Source organism: Mesorhizobium montanum (assembly GCF_033977145.1).
Taxonomy (GTDB): Bacteria; Pseudomonadota; Alphaproteobacteria; order Rhizobiales; family Rhizobiaceae; genus Mesorhizobium; species Mesorhizobium montanum.
The window spans coordinates 50496-76346 of record NZ_JAVIJF010000019.1; the positions used below are offsets into that span (position 1 = coordinate 50496).

28 protein-coding genes and 1 tRNA gene are annotated in these 25851 nt (G+C 62.8%); 11 read left to right on the forward strand and 18 right to left on the reverse strand.

Going from position 1 to position 25851, the window contains the following annotated elements; all coding sequences use genetic code 11:
* Positions 1-36: 36 nt before the first annotated feature.
* Positions 37-849 (forward strand): hypothetical protein, encoded by an 813-nt coding sequence (locus RFM68_RS24145; protein ID WP_320235532.1) that lies wholly within the window; start codon positions 37-39, stop codon positions 847-849.
* Positions 850-892: 43 nt separating this feature from the next.
* Here RFM68_RS24145 and RFM68_RS24150 read toward each other — a convergent pair whose 3' ends face one another.
* From RFM68_RS24150 to RFM68_RS24160, 3 genes are all read right to left on the reverse strand, one after another.
* A complete protein-coding gene (locus RFM68_RS24150) occupies positions 893-1660 on the reverse strand; it encodes an RES family NAD+ phosphorylase (RefSeq protein WP_320235533.1) in 768 nt (255 codons plus the stop codon).
* The gene (locus RFM68_RS24155) at positions 1620-1997 is read right to left on the reverse strand and encodes an antitoxin Xre/MbcA/ParS toxin-binding domain-containing protein (protein ID WP_320235534.1); all 378 of its coding nucleotides are present in this window, start codon (positions 1995-1997) and stop codon (positions 1620-1622) included. Before RFM68_RS24155 ends, RFM68_RS24150 begins: the two co-directional genes overlap by 41 nt.
* 82 nt (positions 1998-2079) lie before the next feature.
* Positions 2080-3150 (reverse strand): GGDEF domain-containing protein, encoded by a 1071-nt coding sequence (locus RFM68_RS24160; protein ID WP_320235535.1) that lies wholly within the window; start codon positions 3148-3150, stop codon positions 2080-2082.
* A 323-nt stretch (positions 3151-3473) separates the two neighbouring features.
* On the opposite strand from RFM68_RS24160, the gene RFM68_RS24165 reads away from it, so the two are divergent.
* Positions 3474-3893, forward strand: coding sequence for a GFA family protein (locus RFM68_RS24165; protein ID WP_320235536.1), 420 nt, complete (start codon positions 3474-3476; stop codon positions 3891-3893).
* A gap of 78 nt (positions 3894-3971) precedes the next feature.
* Positions 3972-4331, forward strand: coding sequence for a diacylglycerol kinase (locus RFM68_RS24170; RefSeq protein WP_320235537.1), 360 nt, complete (start codon positions 3972-3974; stop codon positions 4329-4331).
* Positions 4332-4344: 13 nt separating this feature from the next.
* Here RFM68_RS24170 and RFM68_RS24175 read toward each other — a convergent pair whose 3' ends face one another.
* On the reverse strand, positions 4345-4944 hold the full coding sequence (locus RFM68_RS24175; protein WP_320235538.1) for a DedA family protein: 600 nt from the start codon (positions 4942-4944) through the stop codon (positions 4345-4347).
* Positions 4941-5504, reverse strand: a complete 564-nt coding sequence (locus RFM68_RS24180) for a DUF1003 domain-containing protein (protein WP_320235539.1) — start codon at positions 5502-5504, stop codon at positions 4941-4943. Before RFM68_RS24180 ends, RFM68_RS24175 begins: the two co-directional genes overlap by 4 nt.
* A gap of 90 nt (positions 5505-5594) precedes the next feature.
* Here RFM68_RS24180 and RFM68_RS24185 point away from each other — a divergent pair, with 90 nt between their 5' ends.
* The 3 genes from RFM68_RS24185 to RFM68_RS24195 all read left to right on the forward strand — a co-directional run bounded on the left by RFM68_RS24185 (position 5595) and on the right by RFM68_RS24195 (position 10269).
* Positions 5595-6308: a DNA-3-methyladenine glycosylase I gene (locus RFM68_RS24185; protein WP_320235540.1), complete on the forward strand. Its 714-nt coding sequence runs from the start codon at positions 5595-5597 to the stop codon at positions 6306-6308.
* Positions 6309-6391: 83 nt separating this feature from the next.
* Positions 6392-8071, forward strand: a complete 1680-nt coding sequence (locus tag RFM68_RS24190; RefSeq protein ID WP_320235541.1) for an NAD+ synthase — start codon at positions 6392-6394, stop codon at positions 8069-8071.
* 392 nt (positions 8072-8463) lie between these two features.
* Entirely contained in the window at positions 8464-10269 is a 1806-nt protein-coding gene (locus RFM68_RS24195) for an ABC transporter ATP-binding protein (RefSeq protein WP_320235542.1), read from the forward strand.
* A gap of 325 nt (positions 10270-10594) precedes the next feature.
* Here the strand turns inward: RFM68_RS24195 and RFM68_RS24200 are convergent, their stop codons facing one another.
* The 4 genes from RFM68_RS24200 to RFM68_RS24215 form a co-directional block, all read right to left on the reverse strand.
* Positions 10595-11083 carry an NUDIX hydrolase gene (locus tag RFM68_RS24200; RefSeq protein WP_320235543.1) on the reverse strand — a complete coding sequence of 163 codons (489 nt, stop codon included), beginning with the start codon at positions 11081-11083 and terminating at the stop codon, positions 10595-10597.
* A gap of 197 nt (positions 11084-11280) precedes the next feature.
* Entirely contained in the window at positions 11281-11781 is a 501-nt protein-coding gene (gpt, locus tag RFM68_RS24205; RefSeq protein ID WP_320235544.1) for a xanthine phosphoribosyltransferase, read from the reverse strand.
* Between the two features lie 215 nt (positions 11782-11996).
* Complete coding sequence (locus tag RFM68_RS24210; protein WP_320235545.1) at positions 11997-12830, reverse strand: universal stress protein; 834 nt, start codon at positions 12828-12830, stop codon at positions 11997-11999.
* A 99-nt stretch (positions 12831-12929) separates the two neighbouring features.
* Positions 12930-13670: a competence/damage-inducible protein A gene (locus RFM68_RS24215; RefSeq protein WP_320235546.1), complete on the reverse strand. Its 741-nt coding sequence runs from the start codon at positions 13668-13670 to the stop codon at positions 12930-12932.
* A 78-nt stretch (positions 13671-13748) separates the two neighbouring features.
* On the opposite strand from RFM68_RS24215, the gene RFM68_RS24220 reads away from it, so the two are divergent.
* Positions 13749-14117, forward strand: a complete 369-nt coding sequence (locus tag RFM68_RS24220; protein WP_320235547.1) for a hypothetical protein — start codon at positions 13749-13751, stop codon at positions 14115-14117.
* A gap of 267 nt (positions 14118-14384) precedes the next feature.
* Here the strand turns inward: RFM68_RS24220 and RFM68_RS24225 are convergent, their stop codons facing one another.
* From RFM68_RS24225 to RFM68_RS24235, 3 genes are all read right to left on the reverse strand, one after another.
* The gene (locus RFM68_RS24225; RefSeq protein WP_320235548.1) at positions 14385-14624 is read right to left on the reverse strand and encodes a hypothetical protein; all 240 of its coding nucleotides are present in this window, start codon (positions 14622-14624) and stop codon (positions 14385-14387) included.
* Positions 14625-14649: 25 nt separating this feature from the next.
* Positions 14650-14928, reverse strand: coding sequence for a DUF982 domain-containing protein (locus tag RFM68_RS24230; protein ID WP_320235550.1), 279 nt, complete (start codon positions 14926-14928; stop codon positions 14650-14652).
* 167 nt (positions 14929-15095) lie between these two features.
* On the reverse strand, positions 15096-16199 hold the full coding sequence (locus RFM68_RS24235; protein ID WP_320235551.1) for an NADH:flavin oxidoreductase/NADH oxidase: 1104 nt from the start codon (positions 16197-16199) through the stop codon (positions 15096-15098).
* Between the two features lie 155 nt (positions 16200-16354).
* Between RFM68_RS24235 and RFM68_RS24240 the strand changes: the two genes are divergently transcribed.
* On the forward strand, positions 16355-16933 hold the full coding sequence (locus RFM68_RS24240; RefSeq protein ID WP_320235552.1) for an NUDIX domain-containing protein: 579 nt from the start codon (positions 16355-16357) through the stop codon (positions 16931-16933).
* Positions 16934-17068: 135 nt separating this feature from the next.
* Here the strand turns inward: RFM68_RS24240 and RFM68_RS24245 are convergent.
* Positions 17069-17154: transfer RNA gene (locus RFM68_RS24245), tRNA-Leu, on the reverse strand.
* Positions 17155-17345: 191 nt separating this feature from the next.
* Here RFM68_RS24245 and RFM68_RS24250 point away from each other — a divergent pair.
* Positions 17346-17582, forward strand: coding sequence for a hypothetical protein (locus tag RFM68_RS24250; protein WP_320235553.1), 237 nt, complete (start codon positions 17346-17348; stop codon positions 17580-17582).
* A 193-nt stretch (positions 17583-17775) separates the two neighbouring features.
* Here the strand turns inward: RFM68_RS24250 and RFM68_RS24255 are convergent, their stop codons facing one another.
* A complete protein-coding gene (locus tag RFM68_RS24255; RefSeq protein WP_320235554.1) occupies positions 17776-18747 on the reverse strand; it encodes a sterol desaturase family protein in 972 nt (323 codons plus the stop codon).
* Between the two features lie 125 nt (positions 18748-18872).
* On the opposite strand from RFM68_RS24255, the gene RFM68_RS24260 reads away from it, so the two are divergent.
* On the forward strand, positions 18873-19754 hold the full coding sequence (locus RFM68_RS24260; protein ID WP_320235555.1) for a LysR family transcriptional regulator: 882 nt from the start codon (positions 18873-18875) through the stop codon (positions 19752-19754).
* Positions 19755-19794: 40 nt separating this feature from the next.
* On the opposite strand, the gene RFM68_RS24265 is transcribed toward RFM68_RS24260, so the two are convergent.
* Complete coding sequence (locus RFM68_RS24265) at positions 19795-20460, reverse strand: outer membrane protein (RefSeq protein WP_320235556.1); 666 nt, start codon at positions 20458-20460, stop codon at positions 19795-19797.
* Between the two features lie 160 nt (positions 20461-20620).
* A complete protein-coding gene (locus RFM68_RS24270) occupies positions 20621-21472 on the reverse strand; it encodes an alpha/beta fold hydrolase (RefSeq protein ID WP_320235557.1) in 852 nt (283 codons plus the stop codon).
* A gap of 137 nt (positions 21473-21609) precedes the next feature.
* Here RFM68_RS24270 and ade point away from each other — a divergent pair, with 137 nt between their 5' ends.
* Complete coding sequence (gene ade / locus RFM68_RS24275) at positions 21610-23427, forward strand: adenine deaminase (RefSeq protein ID WP_320235558.1); 1818 nt, start codon at positions 21610-21612, stop codon at positions 23425-23427.
* A 7-nt stretch (positions 23428-23434) separates the two neighbouring features.
* On the opposite strand, the gene RFM68_RS24280 is transcribed toward ade, so the two are convergent.
* Together RFM68_RS24280 and RFM68_RS24285 are read right to left on the reverse strand one after the other, a co-directional pair.
* A complete protein-coding gene (locus RFM68_RS24280) occupies positions 23435-24601 on the reverse strand; it encodes an alpha/beta hydrolase (RefSeq protein ID WP_320235559.1) in 1167 nt (388 codons plus the stop codon).
* A gap of 107 nt (positions 24602-24708) precedes the next feature.
* Entirely contained in the window at positions 24709-25740 is a 1032-nt protein-coding gene (locus RFM68_RS24285) for an alpha/beta hydrolase (protein WP_430694922.1), read from the reverse strand.
* Positions 25741-25851: the final 111 nt, after the last annotated feature.

Consider the following 25851-nt stretch of genomic DNA (forward strand, 5'->3'; position numbering starts at 1 on the left):
TGTATGCTTGCGCAACATTGTAAAACCAAGATTGCGATGGAATTGCCGCCGTGTGCGCTCAACCGTCCGGGCGATGGTCGTCACCGGCTCGCCCTTGTCGGCCCGGCCGACCGTCCGGACCCTGTCATCCATCCAGGTCCCGCCACGCGTCACGAGCATGCCATCATCCACCACCGCGCACTCGACTTCTGGTCGGCACGCGCGGCGGTTCTCGTCATCATCTGCCTGCAGCTTCTGGTCATCAACAACCTGTCCTTCGGGCCGCGCTGGCTGGCTCCGACGGTCGAGGCGGCGCTGCTGGTACCCTTGTCGGTCGCGACGGCCTGGACGCAAATGGCGACACGCAAGGCGGTCGACCACGAGCACTGGTATACGATCGGCCGGTTTCGCGTTCTGATCCGCCGCACAGCGCTGGTGATGACCGGCGTCATCAGCATCATGAATTGCGGATCGCTGGTCCTGCTGGTGCGGGCGCTGCTCGAAGGGCATGCGGGGGCCGGCACGACGCTACTCGTCGACGCGCTCAACATCTGGGTCACCAACGTGATCGTCTTCGCGCTTTGGTTCTGGAGCACCGACCGCGGCGGCCCGCCTACCTGTGGCCTGGTCAAGCGCGCGCAGGCGGACTTCCTTTTCCCGCAAATGACGTTGCCCGATCGCGAGATACAGGGCTGGCTGCCGGGCTTCGTCGACTATGTCTTCCTGGCCTTCACCAATGCCACGGCGTTCTCGCCGACCGACACCTTGCCGCTCACGCAGCGCGCGAAGCTCCTGATGATGGCCGAAGCGATGATCTCGCTGCTGACAATCGCGCTGGTGGCCGCGCGGGCCGTGAACATTCTGGCCTAGCTGTCTGCCGGCCCGGCTTGAATTCACAACGCGGCTTCCGAGTTCAATGGCCTCGCTCCCAGCGCATGCCGGCCAGCCTCGGATCGGCAAAGGCAGTGCGCGAGAATTCGAGCCGCTTGTCCGGAAATTCGCAGATCGCCTGAATGCCGAACGAGCCGATGCGGATGCGCCAGGTTTGCGGCTCCAGCGGCTTTGCTCTGGCAAAACCCTTGCACGTCAACAGCGCGATGTTGGCGCCCTTCGGATCGCGCACCGAGCGATAGCGGATCGCCTGCAACTCGGCCTCGCGCGCGACGTCGGCGATCGCCTGGCAGGCGGCGTAGTCGGTGGCGTGCGTCCAGGCCTTCTCGTCGCGATCGAGCGGCGGCCGCGTCAGGTCGACCGCGCTGTCGCATTTGATCGCCGCGGCAAAGGCGGTGTATTCCGCCGCGTCGTTCGGCCATTGCGTCGCCGGCGATTCCGCGAAGAACAGCAGGCGGTAGAAGGCCATTTCCGCCACCGCCGTCAGCACCGTCTCGGCGGCATAGTAGACGCCTTTCGTCTTGCCGGCGCGGCGGAAGCGCGAGCCATACGGATAGACAGAACCGTAGCGAAAGGGCGTCGCCAGCAGATAGTGGAGATGGCGGCATTCCAGCGGAATCTGCGGCTTGGTGTCCTCGATGAGGTCCTCCAGCAGCGCCTGCTCGTCGAGCGTGTCGACGAGCTTGAGGGTCGAAACGCGGTGCTGCGCCTCGACCATCCGCCAGTATCTGCCTTCGAGCCGTACGGCCTCAGACGAGAGCGCGGCGGGAGTCCAGGTAGGCAATGACATCGACAAGTCCGGCAATCGTCAGGATTTTTTCGAGCGGCGTGCCATCGAGCGTGGTGTTGGGGTTCTTCAGCCACGCCCGGGCAACGGTCTCGTCGCCGCCGACGATGGCGTCGAGCGAGCGGAACAAGCGGACGAACAGCACCGCCAGTTCGAACGGCTTGGTGCCGCGTTCAAGCAGGAATTCCTGCTTGCGCATGCGCGAGACCGTTGCTTCCGACACGCCGATGACCAGGGCGAGCGTCCTGGCGGTGATGTCAAGCAGGTCGGCCGCGCGCAGCGTGGCCTTGGTGATGACAGCGTTCTCGGCCGCCGTCGCGGCCGCGACTGGACGTTGCATAAGCGCACCCTTTTATTTCTGTGGAAAATATAGTCCACAAAAATTCGTCTGGAAAGGGCAGTTGGGGGAATTTCGGCGGTTGTCAGTCTTTCTTGTAAAGCAGCCAGCTTTTGGCGGGCCGGCCTGCCATCGTCGAATGCTTGGTGACCCGGTTGCGGCCACCGACCTTGGAGCGATAAAGCGCCCGGTCTGCCTTGGTGTAGAGATCTTCGGGGCTTTCCGCCTCCGAGGCCATGCAGACGCCGAGCGACACGGTAACGGTGCCGTAGTTCATGCCGGTCTGACTGCTGGTGAACGGGGTCTGCTCGATCAGCGCGCGGATGCGCTCGGCGATTTCGTAGGTGGCGTCCTCGCTGGCGCCTTCGACGATCAGCGCAAATTCCTCGCCACCGGTGCGCGCGACGAAGATGTCGGGACGCACGCTCGACTGGAAGATTTCGGCGATGATCTGCAGGATCCTGTCGCCGACCGGGTGACCATAGCGATCGTTTATGTCCTTGAAATGATCGATATCGGCAAGGATCAAGGCGTTGAACAGGATGCCGCGATTGCTGTTGTAGATCCGGGTGATCTCCTTGTCGAAGGCGCGGCGGTTCCAAAGTTGCGTAAGCGGGTCCGTGTCGGCGAGCCGCTTGTATTCCTCGAGCTTCGACTTGACGCTTTCAAGCTCGGCCGTCTTTTCGCTAAGCGTGCTGGCGATCTGGCGGCTGTGGTCGATCGTCGAGTTGGTGGCGGCCGACATGGCGCCGGCGATCTTGTGGAGCAGTTCCTGCGAAAGCAGGCTGCGATTGCTCAAGCCGCTCGAGGTTTCGTCGAGAATACGGCCGTATTTCTCGATATGCGTGCGCTCGTTGCGCAACAGCGCGGCTACGTCCTCTAATTCCTTGGCGATCATGTCCCGAGCGTGCTCGACTATGGAGGGACCGTGGTGCTGCGGGAAAAAGGTGCGGCCGATGCGGTCGAGGTCGTCTTGAGTCGGCCGGTTGCTCAACGAGACGACGGCAACGCTGAGTTCATGATTGCTGCCGCTGAGCGCCTCGTAAAAGATCTCGTAGTTGCGCGGCAGGCCAAGCACGCCGAGCTGGCGCATCGTCGCCACGACCTGACTGGCAATGTCGGTATTTCTATCGGTCGGAATGGCTGCCGGTTGCATGTTGTGTTCACTGCCCCTTCAGTGCGACCGGAGACCCGCCACCGCCGGGAGTCGCTCACGCGGGGGATTCGAATCGGAATTGCGATTGCGAAGGTGCGTCCCCTATCACGACCATCGCTTGTGGAAATCATAAATGCGCTCCCGCTAAAGTTTCCTTAATAGCCTGCATTTCCTCAATATGTTTGCTACCCCAGGATGTAAGGCCGTGCAGGCACGGCTTTTGAAACGCGCCGCTTCGGTGTCGCATTTGCCTATGCCCGGCCACCACAAAACTGAAATTCTATCCGGCAACGTTCGGGCGGAAGATGTCGAAGGAGGCTGGAATGGACGACAAGCATAGCGGATCGTGCCTGTGCGGAGCTGTGCGTTTCAGGACGAGCGGCCCGTTGCGCGGCGTCGTCTACTGCCATTGCTCGCAGTGCCGTCGGCAAACCGGCCATTTCGTCGCGGCAACCGCCTCCAGGGATGCCGATATCGTCATGGAGGGGGCCGGCGCGCTCAGTTGGTATGGTGCCTCCGACGTGGCGAAACGCGGCTTCTGCCGCACCTGCGGTTCGCTGCTCTTTTGGAAGCACAATGAATTGGACACGATCTCCATCATGGCCGGCTCATTCGAGAGGCCGAGTGGTCTGTCCGCGGAAAGCCACATCTTCGTCGGCGACAAGGGCGATTACTATTCGATCGAGGACGGGCTGCCGCAGTTCGAAAAATCGATACCGTCGATAAAGGTCGCGGACGGATGAATTTTGCAGCGGCTGCCTTATTCCCTTGGTCCCGCCATTGCGATATCCCCTGCCGGTGACTCGCATAGGGGCAGGGGCATGCAGCGACTGATCGATGCCTTCATCAATTCAGTTCGGGCCTTCCGCAAATTGGCCGCTCACGAAAAGGCATTCCAGCAGGAACTGCTGTTGCTCGCTCTTGCCCTGCCGGCCGGCTGGTTCATTTCGGTCTCCTGGAGCGGCTATGCCCTGCTGATCGGCGCGGTGCTGCTCTTGATCATGGTCGAAGTGCTCAACACCGGCATCGAGGCAGCCTGCGACGCGATCTCGCGCGAATTCCACATCGACATCCAGCTTGCCAAGGACTGTGGTTCGCTTGCGGTGTTGATTTCGATCGCCATCGCTGGCGGCGTCTGGGCCATCGCCATCATCGAGCGCCTTACCGGCGCGCCGATCTGATCCTCGCGGGCGATCAGGGTCCCGCCCGATCTTCCCGGGCGCGTTCGCGGACGGCAAAGTGATGGCCGACCAGCCAGGCAACGATTGCAACGACGACGCCGACGCCAAGGGCGATGAGCAGGCGCTCATGCCGGGCAAACGCCTGACCGACAATGTGCTCCGCGCCCAGGCCGAAGACATAGCCGATGCCGCTGAACAGGGTCGCCCAGACCGCGGAAGAGATGGCATTCAGGATGACGAAGCGCGCCACGGGCACCGTCGACAGGCCGGCGGCGATGCCGCCGACAAGGCGCATGCCGTAAATATAGCGGTTGGTCAGCACGTAAATGTTGGGATGGGTGTTGAGCAGGTGATAGGCGCGGCTGAAGCCGGGCCGCCTGCGCAGTCTTCTCACGTAGCCGTGATCGGCGAAGCTGCGGCCGAGGGTGAAGAAGAAGGTGTCGCCGGCGAAGGCGCCGAAAAAGGCGGCGAGGAAAGCCTGCCACAGCACGAAAATATGTTGATGGGCGAAGAAACCGCCAAGGATCGCCGCACTCTCGCCTTCCGCCACACAGCCGAGGAAGACCGCGATCAGCCCGTACTGCTCGATGAGGCGGTGGATGGTCTCGCTCATTCTGTTGCCGGCCGCGCCGACAATTTTTCGTCGATGCGCCTGATCTGCTCGGCCATGCGCAGGATTTCGTCACGCATGCCGATGATCTCGCTATGGCGCAACTCGTCGAGCTTTTCATGCAGGGCCATGATCTCGATCTCGGCCTTCAGATTGACCTCATAGTCATGGGCGGCGTCGATACGGTCGCGCTCGGTTTGTCGGTTCTGCGACATCATGATCACAGGCGCTTGAAGGGCGGCGACCATGGAGAGCACCAAGTTGAGGAATATGAAGGGATAGGGGTCGAAGGCGTCGCGCGTCAGCAGCCAGGCATTGCCGGCAGTCCAAAGGGCGAGAAAGGCCAGGAAGGCGAGGATGAAGGACCAGGAGCCGCCGATCCGGGCAATGGTGTCGGCGACGCGGTCTCCATAGGTCGAGTGAAAAGCGACGGCCTTGTTGGTGTCCCTGGTGATGGTCGTGCGCTCGAGCGTCGACTGCAGCACCCGGCTCTCGAGTGGGCTCAGACCATCCGACTTTCGCCTCAGCCAGCGGTTCGCCAGATCCTCGACCGTCTTGTTCATAGCCTTCTCCATCGTCTGGGTTCCGATAGAGGTAGAGGCTACCGGGCCGCACGGGAAGTGATAGATTGATGTGAACTGGCGAGGAGCGGGATGCCCGATTTCAAGAAAATTCGTGACCGGGCGGCCAAGCGCAAGGGAGGAGATGGCACGCTTGTCTCGCTGCTCGGGCCCATGCCCGACAATATGGCGGCGGCGAAGATTCCCGATGATCGCATTCTCTCCACCATGGCCGAGCGCATTTTCGCCGCCGGCTTCGTGTGGCGGGTCATCGAGCAGAAATGGCCGGGTTTCGAGGAAGCGTTCCTCGGCTTCGAGCCGAAGCGGCTTTTGTTCCAGCCGGACGACTTCTGGCACGAGCTGGCCTCCGACAGCCGAATCGTGCGCAACCCGCAGAAGATCAAGTCGGTGCGCGACAATGCCGCTTTCGTCGATCGCGTCTCGAAGGAGCATGGCAGCTTCGGTAAATTCATTGCAGGATGGCCGGCCGACGACCAGGTCGGGCTGACCGCCTATCTTGCCAAGCATGGCAGCCGGCTCGGCGGCAACACCGGCCAATATTTCCTGCGCTGGCTGGAATGGGACACGTTTGTCGTCTCCATCGACATGGCGTCAGCCTTGCGCGATGCCGGCCTCGATATCGCCGAAAGCCCGACGTCGAAGCGCGACCTCGACAAGATCCAGGCGCAGATCAACCAGTGGTCGGCCGAGACCGGCCTGCCGCGCCGCCATATCTCGCGCATCCTGGCGATGTCGATCGGCGAGAATCGCTCGGTCGAGGCGTTGCGCGAGTATATGGGCGACTAGGCCTGAACGCATTTCGTGCGCACCTCGGATTGGCACAAGCAATCGCCATTGCCCGACGATTTCGGCCACGCTAAACCCGTTCCATGACCAAGACCGTTCCCGATATCTTGCGCATCGCCGTCGCCCAGCTCAACCCGACCGTCGGCGACGTCGCCGGCAACCTGGCAAAAGCGCGCGAGGCAAGGGCGGACGCGGCGCGCCAGGGCGCCGATCTGGTGCTCTACACCGAGCTGTTCCTCGCCGGTTATCCGCCGGAAGACCTGGTGCTGAAGCCTTCCTTCCTGAAGGCTTGCGAGAAGGCGGCCGAGGATTTCGCCAAGGACACGGCCGACGGCGGGCCCGGCGTCATCATCGGCACGCCGCTGAAGCGCAAGAGCGGCACGCATAATTCCATCGTCTTCGCCGATGGCGGCAAGATCATCGCCGAGCGCTACAAGCTCGACCTGCCGAACTATGGCGAGTTCGACGAGAAGCGCGTCTTCCAGGCCGGGCCGGAACTTCAGGGTCCGGTCAATTTCCGCAGTGTGCGCATCGGCATTCCGATCTGCGAGGACATCTGGGGCGAGGTCGCCGTGTGCGAGACCCTGGCTGAAAGCGGGGCCGAGATTCTTTTGGTGCCGAACGGCTCGCCCTACTACCGCGCCAAGATCGATGTCCGCCATCAGGTCGTCATCAAGCAGGTCATCGAAACCGGCCTGCCGATGATCTATGCCAACCAGCTGGGCGGCCAGGACGAGTTGATCTTCGACGGGGCTTCGTTCGCTATCGGCGCTGACAAGACGCTTGCCTTCCAGATGAGCCAGTTCGAGGACGCGGTCGACGTCACCACCTGGAAAAGAAGAGGAGAGACCTGGGTCTGCTCAGAAGGCCCGATGTCGGAGATCCCGGAGCGCGAAGAGGCCGATTACCGCGCCTGCATGCTGGGCTTGCGCGACTACGTCAACAAGAACGGGTTCAAGAACGTGGTGCTTGGCCTTTCCGGCGGCATCGACTCGGCGATCTGCGCGGCCCTGGCTGTCGATGCGCTCGGCGAGGAGCGGCTGCGCACGGTGATGATGCCTTACCGCTATACGTCGAAGGACTCGCTGAAGGATGCCGAGGACTGCGCCCGCGCTCTTGGCTGTCGCTACGACATCGTGCCGATCTCCGAGCCGGTCGAAGGCTTCAAGCATGCGCTGACGCAGCTCTTCGAGGGCACCCAGGAAGGCATCACCGAGGAAAACCTGCAAAGCCGCGCGCGCGGCACCATCCTGATGGCGATTTCGAACAAGTTCGGCTCGATGGTGGTCACCACCGGCAACAAGAGCGAGATGTCGGTCGGCTACGCAACGCTTTACGGCGACATGAATGGCGGCTTCAACCCGATCAAGGATCTCTACAAGATGCAGGTCTATGGCCTGTCGCGCTGGCGCAATTCGCATGTGCCGCCAGGTGCGCTCGGACCGTCCGGCGAGGTGATCCCGAAAAACATCATCGACAAGGCGCCGTCGGCGGAGCTGCGCGAAAACCAGACCGACCAGGATTCGCTGCCGCCCTATCCGGTGCTGGACGATATCCTCGAATGCCTGGTCGAGAACGAGATGAGCGTCGACGACATCGTCGCGCGCGGCCATGACCGCGCCACGGTGAACCGTGTCGAGCACCTGCTCTACATCGCCGAATACAAGCGCAGGCAGGCGGCACCTGGCGTGAAGATCACGAGGAAGAACTTCGGCCGCGACCGCCGTTATCCGATCACGAACCGGTTTCGGGACCGCGGTTAGTCCGCGACCCTAAGATTGCGCCAGCGCGGCGCGCAACGCGCCGTTGTTGCAAATTCGTCTCAGTGCTTGGACCAGATATCGTTTTGGCGTTTGGCCGACTTGGCGATCGGCTGATGCCTCCCTATAAGAGCCTCTCCGCGATTCCCTTCCGGGAGGACCGTATGGCAGGATTTGACATCGTTATGCGAGGCCGCGAAGCCTAGGTCTGCTCGGGCTTTCCGAAGTTTTTTCGGCGAGCCAGACGCAGAACAGGCATCTGCCGCCGGCCGCCGCCTCCGAGCGGGCGGCCTGCCATACTGAACCTCCCGCTTTCAGAGGCGCCACAAGGCGCAGACGCGGGTTTTCCAATTTGACTTTATCGGGACCGGGCTTGTTTGCGCCCGGATGACATTATGGCTCGTTTCAAGATCGACCTGCGCGCCAGCGCCTTTCGCAGCGTGCTTGGCTTTACGCTCCGCCACTGGCGCCGCCAGCCGCGACGGCTTTCGCTCATCATGGGCGCCTTCCTGCTTTCGACGCTCGCCGACGTGCTGACACCCTTCTATTCCGGCCGCCTGGTCGATGCGGTCGCCAGCGGCGCCGGAACCGACGCAGTCGCCTGGAATGCCGCGGTCACGGCATTCTCGACCCTGATGGCGTTGGCGCTGGCCGGTGTCGTGCTGCGCAATGTCGCTTTCCTGTGGATCGTCGAGCTGACGCTGAAGATGATGTCGGACATTGCCGCCGATGCCTTCCATCGGGTGCAGCGCTTCTCGACGGACTGGCACGCCAACAGCTTCGCCGGATCGACGGTGCGCAAGATTACGCGCGGCATGTGGGCACTGGATCTGCTCAACGACACGATCCTGATCGCGCTTCTGCCGTCGATCGTCATGCTTGTCGGTTCGACGCTGCTGCTCGGCTGGTTCTGGCCGCTGATGGGGGCTGTCGTGGCCGCCGGCTCGGTGCTGTTCATCACCATCACGGCGACGCTGTCGCTCGGCTATGTCGCGCCGGCGGCCCGGCTCGCCAACAGCTGGGACACGCGGCTGGGCGGCTCGCTGGCCGACGCGGTGAGCTGCAATGCCGTCGTCAAGGGCTTCGGCGCGGAGGCTCGCGAGGAAGCGCGGCTGGCGCGCGTCGTTGCCAAATGGCGTCTGCGCACCGGCCGCACCTGGATGCGCGGCACCGCCAACGGCACCACGCAAGGGGCGCTGCTGCTCCTGATGCGCGCGGCGGTGATCGGTCTTGCCCTGATGTTGTGGGCCTGGGGCCAGGCCAGCGCCGGCGATGTCGCCTTCGTGCTGACCTCGTTCTTCGTGCTGCAGGGCTATCTGCGCGACATCGGCACGCATATCCGCAACCTGCAGCGCTCGATCAACGACATGGAGGAACTGGTCGATTTCCAGTCCGAGCCGCTCGGCATCGAAGACCGGTCCGGCGCTCGGTCGATCCGGATCAGCGATGGGCATATCGCTTTCGACAAGGTGACGTTCCATTACGGCAATCACCGGCTGCCGCTCTACCGCGACTTCTCGGTCGATATCGTCGCGGGCGAGCGCATCGGACTGGTCGGGCATTCAGGCTCGGGCAAGACCACCTTCGTCAAGCTGATCCAGCGGCTCTACGACGTGAACGCGGGGCGGATCCTGATCGACGGGCAGGACATCTCGCACGTCGGGCAGGCGTCGCTGCGCGGCCAGATCGCCATCGTCCAGCAGGAGCCGATCCTGTTCCACCGCTCGCTGGCCGAGAACATCGCTTATGCCCGGCCGGGCGCCACGCAGGCGGAGATCGAGCATGCGGCGAAACTTGCCAGCGCCCATGATTTCATCGTCAATCTGCCCAAGGGCTATGGAACCCTGGTGGGCGAGCGCGGTGTAAAATTGTCGGGCGGCGAGCGTCAGCGCGTGGCGATCGCGCGAGCCTTCCTGGCCGATGCGCGCATCCTGATCCTGGACGAGGCGACATCGAGCCTCGATTCGGAATCGGAAGTGCTCATCCAGAAGGCGATGGAGCGGCTGATGGTGGGGCGCACGACCCTGGTTATCGCCCACCGGCTCTCGACGGTGCGGGCGCTCGACCGGCTGCTGGTCTTCGATCGCGGCCGTATCGCCGAGGAAGGTTCGCATGACGAACTGATCCGGCTCAAGGGCGGTATCTACCGGCGGCTGTTCGAACGCCAGGCGCTCGAATTGACCAAGGGGCTTGTCGGCTGAGGAAGGACGGCACGCGGTTTCGGCCGGGCGCCGTCGGCCGTTTTGCAGCTTTGGCTTCAAAGCTACCGATGAGCCGGACGCCGACGCGGTCCTGCGGGCAGCGTCGGGGCGTGACGTCCGAAATCCTTGCCGCTCAGAGTATGACGGTCGAGCAAATCCGTCTGCAAAGTCCGCGATTGCAACCGCACTCTCGTCATGCGGCAAGAGTGACGCAAGGCCGGATTCGCCAAGCCGATCTATCTTTTGATAGGACGCAATTCCGGACGGAGTGCTACGGCGAAGCGCTGAACCCAACCGTTTAACATTTTCCTGGAATTGCGTTGAATCAGGCGAACTTGCGCGGCGCGGCGCAAAAGCCGGCGATGATCTGGCAAAGGTCCGGCTCGTTGACCATTTGAACGGCTTCGGTCGGGCCAACCCATTTGCGCGTTCGTGCGCGCTTTTCTTTCCAGCGATCCGCGACACGGTCGACATGCAGCGGAAAGACCAGTACTTCGCAAGGCACTTCCTCGCCCGAGGCGAGGACTTTGGCATAGAAATAGCGGCCAGCTTCGAGATGCGAGACGGTGCCGCGCAATCCCGCTTCTTCGCCTGCTTCACGGGCGGCGGCTTCGCAAAGCGCCTCCCTGGCCTCCGGCCAACCCTTGGGCAGCACCCAGCGCCCGGTGTCGCGGCTGGTGATCAGCATGATCTCGATGCCGTTTTTGCCTTCACGCCAAGGCAAGGCGGCAACCTGCAGGCGACAGGGCGCCTTGCCGAAGAGCCGCCGGACCCTTTCAGCCACCTGGTCGTGTGTTGTCGGCCTCGTCAACATCGAAGAAGCTGCCCCAGCCTCAAGAATCGTTTGCCACCTTACAAATCTTACGGCGAATTGTGGGCTTTAAAAGTAAAAAAAATCACTCTGTCGGAAAATCCCACCAGAAAAAGTCGATCTCACAAAGTAGTTGCGCTCATCGGCGCGATTACACGACACGCTTTTGAACCCGATCCTCAGGAAAATATGAAGATCGCTCAGCCGGCGTGATCGTCAGCGATCGGCTTCTGGTAAGTGAAGCCCATGTCCCAGGGAAAGTAGATCCAGGTGTCCTGGCTGACCTCGGTGACGAAAGTATCGACCAGCGGCCGGCCCTTCGGCTTGGCATAGACGGTCGCGAAATGCGCCTTCGGCATCATGGCGCGCACGATGCCGGCCGTCTTGCCGGTATCGGTCAGGTCGTCGATGATCAGCACGCCGGCCCCGTCATCGGCAAGCAGGGGCGGCGAAATCTCCTTCAGAACCTCCAACTGTCCCTGGCTGGTATAGTCGTGGTAGGAAGCCACGCACACCGTCTCGATGACCCGGATGCCGAGTTCGCGCGCGATAATGGCGGCTGGCACCAGGCCGCCGCGGGTGATGCAGACGATCGCTTTCCACTGTCCCTTGTTGGCACCAGAAAGCCGCCAGGAAAGCGCGCGGGCGTCGCGGTGGAACTGGTCCCAGGAGACGGGAAAGGCTTTTTCGGGAAGGGACATGTTCGCGCACTCCGCAAGCGCGCGCCGCGGCGCGCAAAATCGGTGGAATGCAGGCGGAATTAGCCGGAAAGCGCCAGGCTTGGCAAGGGCAGGGGCTGGCGATGGCTGTGGACTTAAAGCGTGCTGCGCTGAAACGAATACAGGCGACGCACTTTAAGTTCTGATTTGCGCAGGTCTTTGCCCAGAAACCGGGGTTCCACTTTCGGAAGACATGCTCAACGCGACAGGAAAGCCGCCACGTTCGTCGTGCGCAGCACCGTGCGGGTGACGCCGCCGAACAGAAGCTGGCGCAGCCAGGAATGACTGTAGGCGCCGAGCACCAGAAGATCGGCGCCGGACTCCGTTATCCGGGCCTGGATGATATCGTCGACCGAGGATCCGTCCGATTTCTGCACGCAGACGCTGACATTGGCGCCGTGCCGCGACAGCGCCGCGGCGATTTCGGCGCCAGCCGTTTCCGGCGATTCATCCAGCGTCTCCGGCGGGTCGATGACGAGAATGTCCGTTTTGTCGGCCTCGGCAATGAAGGGCAGGGCGTCGAACGCGGCGCGCGCCGCTTCCTTGCTGCCGTTCCAGGCGAGCAGCACGCGCCTGAAGGTCGTGACCAGCGGCCCGGCATGAGGCACGACCAGCACCGGCCGGCCGGCATCGTAAACCAGGGTGTCGACATCGGCGCTCGGGTCGCCACCGGCGTCACGCTGCGCTGCGATGATCAGATCGGCGGCGCGCACGCTCGATATGCCGGTCAACGCGCTGTCGCCCGAGAAGCTTTCCAGGCTTCGCCATTCGAAGGACAGGCCGGAGTCCTCGATGCGCTTCAGAAAATACGCCTGCAACTTGTCGGCGCGCTCCTTGTTCATCTCGGCCGAGACCTGCAGGAATTCGGTGTCGGGGAAGCCGGTGGCCGATGTGTAGGGGACAGGAAGCGCCTCGGCATGGATGCCGACAAGGTGGCTCTGGAACCTGTCGGCAAGCGGAAGGGCGCAGTCGAGAACGCGCTCGGCATCCTGTTCGTTCTGCAAAATGGCGACGATTGTCTTGAAGCGCATGACCGATCCCTCAATTGTTGCCCTGCGCACTCGCGCGGCAAGGGGAACGCCTTAGCGCATTGACTGGTTCCAGCCGAAACCGCGGATCAGCCTGCCTTTTCAGCCTGCCTTGGCGATGCCCGCCACCATCGTCTCGACATCCCTGCGCGCGGCCTCGAGGGCTTCCTCGCTGCGGGCGCGGACGACGAGCTCGGTCCAGAATTTGCCGTCGCCATATTTGGGATAGGAACCGATGATGGTGTCGGGATGCGCCTTCTGGATGTCGGCCAGCGGGCCGCCGATCAGGCCTTCGCCGACGGGGCAGTGCACCGTTGCCGACAGCATCTTCGTGCCGGCCTTGAGCGTCGGCACGACACTGTCGAGCATGGCCTGGAAGATCGACGGCACACCGGCCATGACATGGACATTACCGATACGAAAGCCCGGCGCGACGGAGACGGGGTTGTCGATATGGTCGGCGCCGCGCGGCATGCGCGCCATGCGCTTGCGCGCTTCGGTGAACTCGATACCGCGCCCGGCATAGCTTGCTTCCAGCAGCGCATAGGCCTTGGCGTCGTATTCGCAGGGCACGCCGAGCGCCTTGGCGATGGAATCGGCGGTGATGTCGTCATGCGTGGGGCCGATGCCGCCGGTCGTAAAGACGTAGGTATAACGGGCGCGCACGGCATTGACCGCGGCAACGATCTCGTCCTCCTCATCGGGGACGATGCGCACTTCCTTCAGGTCGATGCCGATCGCCGTCATGATGTCGGCGAGGTGGCCGATGTTCTTGTCCTTGGTGCGGCCGGAGAGGATTTCATCGCCGATGACGAGCATGGCGGCGGTGACGATTTCAGGCATGGCGGGCTCCGGCATGAAAGGTCGCCTGAGATAACGCGGCCCGCGGCCGGCCGCAATGCGAAAGCCGGATGCGCGCTTGTGGCGGCGCTCGTTGCCGATATGGTGCGGTCGGTCAGGCATCTGGATGAAAACATGCTGATATCGATTGTCTTGTGGCTGTTCGCCGGCTTGGGCCTTCGTCGTGATCGCCCTGATGGTCGCGACCGCCTTGCCTCGCGGCTTTTCACGCCGCGTCACACAAAAGTGTCGGACATTCTGTCCCACCTGGAATTTCCGGTGGAACCTTCGCACCCAACCCAGGGTTTCGTTGGCATCGCCAGGGGCCTTCGGCGCCCGACCTATTCTGGCGATCAAGAGAATGGAGAATCCAATGCTTACAAGACTTATTGCAGCTTCGGCGCTGGTGCTGGCCATGGGTGGCGCGGCTATGGCGCAGTCATCCGATGACTGGTGGTGGTGGCATAGAAACCATCGTCCCGTGGCGAGCGACCAAGTAGATCCCTACACGACAGGCAGCATCTCGGGAGGCTCTGGCTTGAGTACCTCGGGCAACAGCACCGGGGCCATCGGGCCGTGCGCCGACATCACACCCGGGCCGGATGCCAATTCGCAACAGAACGTCAACGACCATTACTGCGGTAAATAGTGACGCATAGCCGCCGGCGGCCGGCATGAAGCCTCAGGGCTTTGCCGGTCGCGGGGCGGTTCCAATCCTCAGTCGGATACTTCGGTCTGCGGGCGGTCGCGGCCATCGGCCAGTTCGTCGTGCCACTTGCCCTCTGCATCCTCATACTGGATGCCGTCCGTGGCGCCGGCAACCTGCTGCTCGGCCGACGCGATTTCGGCGGCGCGCAACGCCTCCTGGTGCGTGCGGAAAGTCTCCGAAAACGTCGAGCCGACCTGGTAGGCCCAGCCGCCATCATGCTCGACGATCTTGTAAGTCAGCTTCGCCATGAAATCCTCCGGTTAAGAAGCCTGGTCAGTGCAGCTTGCCGTCGGGCAGCCTGTCTTCGGGAACCAGCACTTCCGATTCCCTGGCTGCCTCGACAAGGGCGCGACGCGCGTCCGCTGTCGAACGATAACCTTCCAGCGCTTTGAGGCAAGTGTCGAGAGCATCACGATGGCGCTCGCCGCGATTGAGGGGCCAAACGGTCATCAGGCACTCGGCGGCCTCGCGGGTGCTGCTTATCTGGCGATATTTGCCGACATGGCCGAGCTCGACCACCACCGGTTTTTCAAATGGTTTGTTGTCTATCATGGCCGCAAACGTAAAGCGGCCAAATTGGTTGCAGTTGTGGCGAGGATCCTGCGCCCAAACGCCTCAGGACCCCGCCGAATTCCGTTTTGTTTTGAGACGCAATTCCGGACGGAAGGCTACGGCGAAGTCGCCGAGCCTAACCGTTCACACTTTTTCCTGGAATTGCTCTAGCCGGCGGCCTTCATCCAATGTCGCATCGTCGTCACCGAACGCGCCAGCTGCGGCGCCGGATGGATTTCCTCGCCGAAGGTCGCCGCCGCGCGCCAGCCCCAGCGCGGGTCGGCGAGGAATGCGCGCGCCAGCGCCACCATATCGGCACGACCCTCGGCGACGATCGCCTCGGCCTGGCTGGGGTCGTCGATCAGCCCTACGGCGCGCGTTGGAATGCCGGCGCCTTTGCGCACGGCTTCCGCCAGATGCACCTGGTAGCCGGGGCCGGGCGGCACCTGCTGCAGGGGCGAATTGCCGCCGCTGGAGCAGCACAGATAGGCAACGCCCTCGGCCTTCAGCGCCTTGGCCACCTCGACGGCGTCCTCCACGTCGAAACCGCCGTCGACCCATTCCTTCACCGAAAGGCGCGCGCCCAGCATCATGGTCGGAGCGGCCTTCCTCACCGCTCTTGCGATTTCGAGCGCGAAACGCATGCGGTTTTCCAGCGACCCGCCCCAGCGGTCGGTGCGGTGGTTGGAGAGCGGCGAAAGGAACTGGAAGATCAGGTAGCCATGCGCGGCATGCAGCTCGGCAAAGTCGAAGCCGGCGCGCTCGGCGCGGGCGGCCGCCGTCGCAAAACGTGCAACCAGCTGCAGGATCTCGTCCTCCTCCAACGCATGCGGCACATTCCAGCCCGTGTCGTAGGCGATGGCCGAGGCCGAAACCGTCTGCCAGGGATCTTCGCCCGGCTGCAGCGGACCGCCGCCTTCCCAAGGCAGTCTGTTGGAGGCCTTGCGGCCGGCATGGGCAAGCTGGACGCCGAATTTCGTGGCGGGTGCGGCGACGCGCCTGGCGGCGTCCAGCGTGCGCTTGGCGGCCGCCTCGTTGTCGTCGGAATAGAGGCCGAGGCAGCCATGCGAGATACGTCCGCGCCGCTCGACATCGGTCATCTCGACGGTAACCATGCCGGCGCCGGACATTGCGAGGTTCATCCAGTGATGGAGATGCCAGTCGCTGGCCGATCCGTCCTCGGCAGAATACTGGCACATGGGCGCTACCGCGATGCGGTTGGGGAAGGTGAGGCCGCCGAGGGTGATCGGCTGGAAAAGCGATGACGTCATGAAACGGGCTCCTGGGAGAGATACCGCTATCTAGTCAGCCGCGGCGCGTCGTGCCAGACACGAGCCGGTGAAACTGCCGCTGGACCAGTCGGTTTCCAGGATTGCGCAGGGCACCGTTCGCCGTTACCCCTTTGCCGCCAAATACGGAGATCGTCATGGAAGATCGCATTCGCATCCGCTCGGAGGAGGTTCTTTCGGACGACTGGGCGGTGCTGAAGAAGACAGTGCTCGACTACCGCCGCCGTGACGGCCGATGGGAGACGCAGACGCGCCAGACCTACGATCGCGGCGACGGCGCTGTAATCCTGCCGTTCGATCCGCAACGCCAGACCGTGCTTCTTGTGCGGCAGTTCCGCTTCCCGGCCTATGTCACCGGCCATCGCGAGCCTCTGATCGAGGCCTGCGCCGGCCTGCTTGACGAAAACGACCCCGAAACCGCCATTCGCAAGGAAGCGGAAGAGGAGCTCGGCTACCGGCTGAAGGACGTGGAGCGGCTGTTTTCGCCCTATATGAGCCCCGGCAGCGTGACCGAACGGCTCTGGTTCTTCGTGGCCCGCTATTCACCCGCCGACCGCATCTCGGCCGGAGGCGGCGCGCCGGAGGAGGGCGAGGACATCGAGGTTCTGGAAATGCCATTGGACGAGGCGCTGGCCGCCATTGGCGACGGGCGGATCGTCGACGCCAAGACGATCATCCTGATCCAGCATCTGAAGCTCATTCCGATCGAGGCTTGAGCCTGTTTTCGATCGCGATGGCAGTCCTCCGCCGAGGCTTCTAAGGACATCACTTCGTCCAACGAGCCTCGGGTGGCTGCCACCCGAAGCTCCTCCTTCGCCAAGGCTTCGGAGGACTCGTCGAAGAGCGAAGAGTGGTGCGGACGACGGGAATCGAACCCGTACGATCAGAGATCGAGGGATTTTAAGTCCCTTGCGTCTACCAATTCCGCCACGTCCGCAGGCGTGCCCTTTTCAAATGCCTGATATGAGCCGTCAAGCGATGTTTCGGATCGGCGCATTTTTGCGCGAGCCGCCATCGCGCGCTCTGAGGTGTGAATTAAATATTAGTGATATTTAAAATTCTAGACTCCCCTGACCCGTCTCATTAGCGTTTGTCTGTTAGCATCGGGCCGGTTTTGACGGTGGAACCATGCGTGGGCCAGGCTGGATCAAGGGGCTGCGGGAGGAGGAAGCACGGCAGCTGCGCAGCGAGATCGATCGGCTTGAGCTCGATCTGATCAGGGCCGCGAACTCGAAGGCCAAATGGAACCTGCACGAGGTCGCGCACACGCTGCGTTGGCAAAAAGCACGGCTCCAACGGCTGGAGGAGTGCCTCTCCGCGATGCCGCCGGGAAAGACAGTTTCGGGCCGACCGGCCGATCGGTGAGGCGTCTCCGCCATATCCGGTTCCGGCGGGAAAAATGGCGTGATCGCGGAATTACGGTCCGCTGCGGGATCGCTAGGTTCGCTCCGCGGCGGACGATCCGCCGAGGCCGGCGTCTACCAGGCCCCTACCCATTCCCCCGCCCCCTGCGGGCGCCGGCCACCCAATTGTTCATCTGTAACGGTTAATGTGATGGCTAGACCCTGCGTCGGTCGGCCAGACGCTTCTTCATCCGTTCCTTTGCTGCGGCGGTTCCGTCATGGAAGGTCCCGAACCATTTGTCCCACGGCACGTCGAGCGTTCCGTAGTTCACTTCGAAATAGCGATGGTGGATCTGGTGGTGGAATGTGCCCAGGTCAACGCGCTTGCGGCCTCCGACCCATAGGCCCTCGAAGCCAGTATGCGTGGTTATGGCATATAGCCCGTAGAACATCAGATGGCAGATCACGTGCACCGGATGAGCCGGGACGATGAAATGGATGAGCACGGAGCCAAAGTACAGCGTATGTTCGATCGGGTGCATGGAGAGGCCTGACCACGGGCCCACGTCGGCATTGCGATGGTGCAGTGCATGCATTGGGTAAAATAGTTTCGTGTGCAGGAGACGGTGAATCCAATAGAAGTAGAAGCTCTGCCAGATCGGGATGAGCAGGAAGGTCGCGACGAACCAGACCGGATTGGAGGACCAGGTGATCGTTGGCGCATAGCCGTTGGCCATCGCCCACCACAGCAACGCCTCGTAGGCCGACCAGACAGTCACTCCCGAAGCCAGCGTCCAGAACACGTTGTCGGCAAGCTGATCGCCGAAGTCGAAGGCTCGGCCTTTCCGTGGGTAGGGACGTGGATCGTATTTCTTGTCGGTGGTCTGCAATTGGTAGCGGTGAAAAACCAAATGCAGCCCATGTGCCAACAAAACCGTCAGGAGCAGATTGCGCAGCCAAATCACAGCAATCCACAGCCCCGGGGTTGTTGCCCCGGCTAAAGTCGGACTTGCCCAGTAGTAGGCGGCGTATGCCAAGGCAACGAGGCAGAGATTGATCGAAACTGGCAGCCAGCTTCCGACGTACCAGCGAAAAATCTCGATCAGATCAAGCGGCCACCGCCAGATCGGGGCGACCTCAATGGGCAATTTGTCCGGAACATGGTTCCACTCTTTCCTGTCCGACATCGTGTAGCCTTTCCTGCCGTGGCAACGACTGACACGGCTACCGGCTGCCACGATTGCGCGAGTCTATTGACAACACAAACAATGCCTTTTTCTGTATAGGCTGAATTTCCATTACAGGTTGGCCTGTGAAAGCGCCTCACGTAACATGGCTCAGGGCTTTTGAAGCCTCGGCGCGGCACAATAGCTTCAGCGCCGCAGCGGAGGAGCTGAATCTGACGGCGGCTGCCGTCAGCCAGCAGATCAGGCTGCTGGAGAAGCAACTCGGGGTTCGGCTTTTCGATCGATTGCCTCGCGGCGTTGCCTTGACCGATATCGGGCAGGCTTATGCGCTGCCGGTCCGGAAATCCTTTGCCGATCTGCAGCAAGCGACCGAAGGCCTGTTCGCGCGGCCGCAAAGGCGTGTCGTGCGCGTACGTGCCTCGATCTCCTGGGCCGCGCTGGTGCTTGCGCCAAGGCTGGCTGAGTTTCGCGAACTGCATCCCGAGATCGACCTGCGGCTTTCCACCTTTGTCTGGGCCGACCGTTTTGAAATGGACAACAGCGATGTGGACATTCGCTGGGGGTACGGCGACTGGGCGGATGGAGTGGCCGAACGGCTCGTCCACGAGCACGCGATCCTGGTGTGCCACCCAACGGACGCCTTGAGGCTGGGTTGCGGACAAAGCGCCCCCGACTTCTCGGAAACATGCGTTCATCAAGTTGTCGGTTTCGAAAGCGAATGGCAGCGCCTGTCGGAGCATTTCAATCAAGCGCTGCCGGCCCGACTGACGACAGCCAGATATGATTCCTCGCTGCTCGCTGTTCTGGCGATGATTTCAGGCGGTGGGGCAATGATCCTTCTGGAAAGCTTTGCCAGGTCGTTCCTGGAATCGGGTCAGCTTGTCGCGCCATTCAGCTACCGGCTGCCGATGAACGGCGCCCACTATCTGGTTCAGCCCGAGGGCGGCAGCAGGAGGCTGGACGCGCAGGCCTTCTCTCGCTGGGCATCAGCGCTTTATTCGTCGTAAGCACCCACTATCGATGCCTGTCTTGGCTTCAGCGCGGTTTTCAGAATTTATAGCTGAAATTCACGCCGAGCGTCTGCAGCTTCACGTCCTGGTCGCGATCGGTGAAATTGTCTTGAGCATCGAAATGCTCCTTGCCGAAATCATAGTAGCGGTATTGCGCGCCGACGACGACATCGTTGCTCAACGCATAGTCGACGCCGGCGCCGAGCGTCCAGCCGGTGCTGGCGCGGGTCCGGGCAAAGGCCGTGCCTGCCGCCTGCGAGGTCTCGATGCCAGCGAAAGCGACGCCGCCAATGCCATAAAGCAGCACGCGATCCATGGCGTAGCCGGCCTTGGCGTTGATCGATCCGAACCACTTAATGTCGGTACCGAACGTGTTTGCCGGACCGGCGTCGGCGGTGCCGTCGATCGAGGCGTAGTTGAGATCGGCCTCGGCCCCGAGCACAGCCTGATCGAACTGCCAGAGCCCTGCGACGTGCCCGCCGACGAAACCGCCGTCGATGTCGGGCTTGACCGAAAACGGACCGCCGTCGTTGCCCGAGATGTCGGACCGGCCCCAGCCATAGCCGGCCTGCATGCCTGCATAATAGCCGGTCCAGTCGAAGCCAGGCGCGGTCATCGGCAGATCGTTACCCATGTCCGCTGACCAGGCGGACCCGGACAGCAGGGCAAGAAAGCCGGCACTGGCGAGCGTCAGTCCACGCATCGAGTGCTCCGAAATGGCGGTTCCGAAAGACTCCTTGGCGCAGACTAGTCTTATTCGGCGTGAAACGGAATTGCATCTCTGCAACAGTGGTTTACGACCTGACGCCCGCCGTCTCGAACGGCCGGGAAGCGATCATGCGGCGTTGCGGGCTCCGACGCTGCTACTTGGCGTCGATGAAATCCACCACCGCCTGGCTGTACTCGTCCGGCGCCTGCAGCATGGCGAAGTGGCTGGCGTTGGGCAGGATGATCAACTTGGCGCCGGGAATGACGGAGGCCATGTATTCGGTGTGGGCGCGCTTGATGGCCTCGTCATGGTCGCCGGCGACGATGGCTGTCGGGGTGGTGATCTTGCCGAGTTCTTCCTTGGTCCAGGCCGGCTGTGATTCCCACATGTGGCTGATCTGCGCGACGAAGGCGTCGTACTGGTCGGGCGTCTTCGACAGTTTCTTGTAGTCGCGGCCGGAACGGTCGATATAGGCGGCGAAGGTCTTGTTGGTCAGGACGCCCGGGTCGACGCCGTCGGTGGTGACATTGGCGGCCTGCGCGAACAGCCTCGTCAGCCGTTCCGGATGATGAAGCGCAATGTCGATGCCGATGATGCCGCCATCGCTCCAGCCGACAAGGGCGGTCTTGTCTATCTTCAGGAAATCGAGCAGCGCCAGATAATCGGACGCCATCAGGTCGTAGCCATAGGGCTCGTCCGTGCGGGTCGAGCGGCCATGGCCGCGGCTGTCGGCGACGACTACCTTGTGGGTCTTGGAAAGCGTCGCCACCTGGCTCGCCCAGATGTCGGCATGGCCGAGGCCGCCATGGATCAGCAGCACTGGGTCGCCCTTGCCGAAGACGGCATAGTGCATCTGGATGCCGTTGACCGGCGCATAGCCGCTTTCTTCTGGTTTGGGCATCGCCGCCGGTTCCGGCAGGGTCAGCCAGCGCTCCTCGGCGGCGGCGATGGTGGTCGATGCGATCAAGAGGATGGTGACGGCGAACGCTTTCCAGAAACGGGTCATCTTGCCCTCCGACGGTTCGGTTCGACAATCAGCATCGGCTTTTACCTGGAATAGTCAACAAGCGCGGACGCTGGGCGAACGGCTCTGGCTCCGGGCGCCGACATTTGCCAGACTGGCCTTTAGAAGAGGACCCGCTCATGACGAATGCCAAACCGAGAAGCGCCGTAAAGCCAAAACCCTGGACGGAGGTGGCGACGCATCTGGTCGATGTCGCGATGGGCCGAAAGCCGGCGGACCTTGTCATCCGCAACGGGCGCTGGGTGAATGTCCATTCGGGCGAAATCGTCCCCGGCACCGATATCGCGATCGCCGCCGGCCGTTTCGCCTATTGCGGGCCGAACGCCGGCCACGCCATCGGGCAGGGGACGAAGGTCGTCGATGCCGGCGGGCGCTATCTGGTGCCCGGCCTTTGCGACGCGCACATGCATGTCGAGAGCGGCATGGTGACGGTGACGGAGTTCTGCCGCGCCGTGATCCCGCATGGTACGACCTCGATGTTCATCGACCCGCACGAGATCGCCAATGTGCTGGGGCTGCCGGGTGTGCGGCTGATGCATGACGAGGCGGTCGCGATGCCGGTCAACGTGCATGTGCAGATGCCGTCCTGCGTGCCGTCGGCACCGGGGCTCGAGCATGCCGGCGCTGAGCTTACGGTTGCCGACGTAGCCGAGGCGATGACATGGGAAAACATCATCGGGCTTGGCGAGGTGATGAATTTTCCGGGCGTCGCCGCCAACAATCCGGTAATGTCGGGCGAGATCGCCGAGACGGTCAAGGCCGGCAAGACGGTGGGCGGGCATTATGCATCGCCCGATCTCGGCCTGCCGTTCCACGGCTATGTCGCGGGCGGCGCGGAGGACGACCACGAAGGCACGCGCGCCGAGGACGCGATCGCGCGCGTGCGCCAGGGCATGAAGGCCATGCTGCGGCTGGGTTCGGCCTGGTACGACGTCGCGGCACAGGTGAAGGCGGTGACCGAAGGCGGCATCGACCCGCGCAATTTCATCCTGTGCACCGATGACAGCCATTCCGGCACGCTCGTGCATGAAGGCCATATGGACCGGGTGGTGCGGCACGCCATCAGCCAGGGCCTGAAGCCGGTGACGGCGATCCAGATGGCGACGCTCAACACCGCGCAGCATTTCAGGCTGGAGCGCGAGATCGGCTCGATCGCGCCCGGACGACTGGCCGATCTGCTGATCGTTTCCGATCTCGCCCGGATGACTATCGACGAGGTCTATGGCCACGGCGTCAGGCTGGCGAAAGCCGGCAAGCTAGAGATCGACATTGCGGCTTATGACTATCCGCAATCGGCCAAGAACACCGTCAAGCTCGGCAAGAAGCTTGCGGCTGGGGATTTCGACATTTCGGCGCCGCAGGGCGCCAACGAGGTGCGGGCGCGGGTGATCGGCGTGATCGAGAACCAGGCGCCGACGCGGGCGCTGGAGGCCGACCTGCCGGTCGAGGACGGGCTGGTCGCGATGGATCGCCGCAATGATGTCTGCCAGATCGCGCTGGTCGAGCGCCATCGCGGCACGGGTGGCGTCACCAACGCCTTCGTCTCCGGCTTCGGCTACGTGGAAGATTGCGCGATGGCATCGAGCGTGGCGCATGACGCGCACCACATCATCGTCGTCGGCACCAACAAGGACGACATGGCACTAGCGGTCAACCGATTGGGCGAGGTGGGTGGCGGCGTCGTGCTTTATTCCAGGGGCAAGGAACTGGCGCTGGTCGAGATGCCGATCGCCGGCCTGATGTCCGACGAACGCGCCGAGATCGTCGCGGCCAAGGCCGAGCGACTGACCGAGGCGATGCGCAAGGTCGGCTGCTCGCTCAACAACGCCTATATGCAGCACTCGCTGCTGGCGTTGGTGGTCATTCCGGAGCTCAGAATCTCGGATGTCGGCCTGGTCGACGTGACGACGTTCCAGAAGGTCGATCTTTTTATCTGAGCGCCAGCTATCCGCCGGTAGCGATGGTCAGCACCCTGAACGGCGTGGTGATGACGACCTCGGCGACCGAACCGACCGCTTTGCCGAGGCCCTGGCCGATATTGTTGAGCTGCGTCGGATCGGGCTCGTCCGAAGCAAGGCCGGCCGGCGTGCGCAGCCGGTTGCCCAGCAACTGCACCAGGATCGGGTTGTCGGCGAATTTGGCGTGGTTCAGGCCGCCGTCACCGCCCTTGGCCTGGGTCAGGTCGACAACCGTCACGCCGTAATTGGCGAGATCGGCCGCGTTGCCGTAGTCGCCGACGCGCGGCTTGTCGCCGGAAATGAAGCTCGACAGTTTCAGCGCCCGGTCGTCGCCCGAAAGCAGGATGGCGAATGGTTTGTCCGGCTTGCCGTAGCGGATCATCTGCTTCTTGAAGACATCGACGTCGATGTCGGGCGAGGCGAGGATGACATAACCGAGCTTGCCATTGAGATCGCGGTCGCCGGTGATGGCGAGCTGGCGCAGCGCCTCCATCGTCAGCCAGGTGCCCATCGAATGGGCGATGATGTCGATGCTCTTGACGTGTGTCTTGGCAAGCATCCTCAGCGTCGCCTCGAGGTCGTCGCGCGCGGCGGTCGAGCTGTCCTTGTCGTAGATGTAGCCCGTCGCCTTGGCGCTCGATGCCCATGAGAACAGCACCGGCGTGCCCGGATATTTGGTGTCATGCGCGATCTGCGTCAGCCGGTAGATGCCGTCGTCAAAACCGTTGTTGAAGCCGTGCACGAACACCAGGGCGCGGTCGCCGCGCATGGAAATGTCGGCGCCGACCGCCTTGGCGAATTGCTGCGCGTCGCCATAGTGGACGACATCGGTGGCCGTGAACTGCTTGGCCGGGTTGGCGTCGGCCGAGCCCTTGGCGCGCTCGATCGCGCCGACCTGGTGGATTTTCGGCACGGTGACGTCGACGCGGGCATAGAGGGTGGTCAGCGAACGGTCGCCGTCGAACACCTGGCGCGGATCCTTGGTCGCCTGCTGGCGGGTCGTGGCGACGAAGATCTCGTGCCTGGCGGCGATGTCGGAGACCGTCGCCGTAACCGGCTTGCGGTTGAGAAGGTCATGCGCGCCCTGGCCGGCGCAGCCGGTAACGGCGAGCGCAAACGCAAGACCTAGCACGATCTCAACACGCACGATCACCCGGGATCCCCCAAGGGCGGCAAACCTCTCCAGTTATTCCGATAGAGCCAGAGGGCAGCCAGGTCCAGTTCAAAGTCGATGCGATGCGGGAAACCGCGCGGATACGGTTACTGCGTGGCTTGGCCGATGCGGTCGGTCACGTCTCGATCGCTGGCAAAGCCATCGTCCTCGCGCAGACGCTGGCCGATCATCTTCACCAGCTCGGGATTGTCGGCGAACTTGGTGTGGTTGAAGCTGTCGCTACCCTTGACCTTGGAAAGGTCGACCACCGTGACGCCGTAGGAGGCGAGGTCCGCGGCATCCCTGTAATCGCCGACGCGCGGCCGTGAGCCGGCGATCAGGCCGGAGAGCCTCAGCGCCCGGTCGTCGTCCGACAGGAGCAGGATGAAGGGCTTGTCCGGCTTGCCGTAGCGGCGCATCTGGCTCTTGAAGACGTCGACATCGATGTCGGGCGAGGCGAGCACCACGTCGCCGAGCTTGCCGCTGAGATCGCGGTCGCCGGTGATGGCGAGCTGGCGCAGCGTCTCCATGGTCACCCAGGTTCCCATCGAATGGGCGACGATGTCGATGCGCCGGGCGCCGCTCTGCGCCAGCATCCTCAGCGTCACTTCCAGCTGATCGCGGGCGGCGGCGGCACTTTCCTTGTCGTAGACATAGTCGGTGGTCTTGGCGCCGGAAGCCCAGGAGAACAGCACCGGCGTGCCCGGATAGCCGGAATCGTGGACGATCTGGGTCAGCCGGTAGACGGCATCGTCGAAGCCGGTGTTGTAGCCGTGGACGAAGACCATGACGCGGCCGCCGCGGGCATCGATGTCGGCATTGAGGGCGCTGGCGAATTTCGGCTGCGTGTCGTAACCGACGACTTCCGAGGCCATGAAATATTTGGTCGGGTCGTTCGACTTGCCGCGCGAACGGCGCTCTATCTGGCCGGTCTGATGAACTGGCGGCACGGTGACGTTGACGCGGGCATAGTTGAGCGTCGCCGAGCGTTCGCCGTCGAAGACCTTGTTCGGGTCGTCAGAGCGCTTGCGCGTGGTGGTGATGAAGATCGAGTGGTTGCCGGCGATCTCGGTCGCCTGCGTCGGCACGACGACGCTGCCCAGGATTTCCTGAGTCTGGTGGCCCGCGCAGCCCGCCATCAGCAAGGCAAGGGCAATGATCAGGATCGTCTTCAAATGCACGTCGACACTTTCACCGGCATGTCCACTCTGGCCATGATTGGCCATCCACCTCCGCGGAAATCTCCCCGA